Raw genomic sequence first — 1,523 nt, forward strand, 5'->3', positions numbered from 1 at the left:
AACTGACAACGCCGAATGTAGCAAATCGTGTTGATGCATTTGTTATAAGCAGAATTCAATGCTAAAGAAATCAGTTAGTTGATGATTGTGATTAGGTTTCCAATACTGCCAACCATTCTTTTGATAAAAGCTAACTGCCCGTTTATTTTCTCGGCTAACTGATAATACGGCACCGTTACAGCCCATTAATTTCAATTGCTCGATTAGGTATTTATGGACGGTTTCAGAAAGACCTAAACCTCGATAAGTTGGGACTAAATAAATCAGATGAATGTAGCCAAAACCTGCAATTTCAGAATGAGACTTAAACTCCAGTTGCCCTATCAATTCATCACCAGACCATAAATGGAAATAACCCCATTCAGGTGAACCAAGCCTAGAAAGTAGTTTGGCATAGTAAGCCTCACCATTTTGACCAATCGTTTCAAGGTAGCCTTCAGAAGTACCAAAGCTACAAAAATAGGAATCTTCACGAAACTGAACGCAATCTGTGAAATTGGCATCTAAATCTATTGGTTTAAACTGACAATCCATTGTAGCCCCTTGAACTAAAACAAGCTTATAACGCCTGCATAACACGTTTGCTACCATGCAAACTAAGCCTAAATTTACCACTTAATACGGTAAACCTAAAGAAACCTAGAATGCCGAATGTAGCAAATCGTGTTGATGCATTTGTTATACGATTAAAGTCTTCACAATTTAATTGTATTGAACTAAATGAATATCATTTTCCGCTAATATATGTTTTATATCTGCTAACTGTAACTTAGTTAAATGACTTTGCTGATTATCTAAGTCTAAAATCCAACCCTTTGATAACCATTTTTTTAAATGCCATAAACTAGTTTTTGACGCTACAAAATAGCCAGCAATACAAGCTAAAAAATAATAAATACCTAAATAGGTATAATCTTCATCAACAGCTAATGAATTATATGCCCCAAAAAAGGCAATGGTAGATGAAAGGAATGGATTTATTGCATCAAAAATCATGGATGGTAAAGCTGCACCAATAAAGAAACCAACAGAGTTAGAATCAAGTAACCAATCCTGCATACCTAAAAAAAGTCTACTGATAAGTAATATCATAGCTAAAAAAAGATATACAAAAGTTCCTTTTATATCTCTTTTAAATAATGTGCTACCAATTCCGAATACTAGTGTCGAATAAGAAAAACCAACTGATATCGATTTTTTTAAAACAATATCATTAACTTTTTTTGTTAATACAACAGTGTACGCCATGTGTTGCCTCGTAAGTATTATTCAAATTTTGAACTGTCATTTCAAAATGAATAAGTAATCAAATTAAGCGTCGCATAATCTACGTTTTAGTGTCATTAGTCTAGATTAATTTGATTAGCTTTATTGATATAAATCAATTTAAAATTAAAACGGTATTCCTATCAAAATCGAACTCGTATAACGCCTGCATAACACGTTTGCTACTATGCAGATTAAGCTCAAATTTACCACTTAATACGGTAAACTTAAAGAAACCTAGAATGCCGAATGTAGCA

The 1,523-nt window shown here is 33.1% G+C and carries 2 protein-coding genes; both read right to left on the minus strand.

Annotated features, from left to right (window positions below; all coding sequences use genetic code 11):
• Window positions 1–42: 42 nt before the first annotated feature.
• The gene (locus tag A6E06_RS12825; protein ID WP_017093963.1) at window positions 43–534 is read right to left on the minus strand and encodes a GNAT family N-acetyltransferase; all 492 of its coding nucleotides are present in this window, start codon (window positions 532–534) and stop codon (window positions 43–45) included.
• A gap of 168 nt (window positions 535–702) precedes the next feature.
• On the minus strand, window positions 703–1,248 hold the full coding sequence (locus A6E06_RS12830) for a hypothetical protein (RefSeq protein ID WP_065593342.1): 546 nt from the start codon (window positions 1,246–1,248) through the stop codon (window positions 703–705).
• Between the last annotated feature and the right edge of the window lie 275 nt (window positions 1,249–1,523).

The organism is Aliivibrio sp. 1S175 (assembly GCF_001690985.1).
GTDB lineage: Bacteria > Pseudomonadota > Gammaproteobacteria > Enterobacterales > Vibrionaceae > Aliivibrio.

Bases quoted from the DNA above. Each gene is read 5' to 3' on its own strand.
- A6E06_RS12825 (WP_017093963.1), bottom strand. From the start codon at position 534: ATGGATTGTCAGTTTAAACCAATAGATTTAGATGCCAATTTCACAGAT.
- A6E06_RS12830 (WP_065593342.1), bottom strand. From the start codon at position 1,248: ATGGCGTACACTGTTGTATTAACAAAAAAAGTTAATGATATTGTTTTA.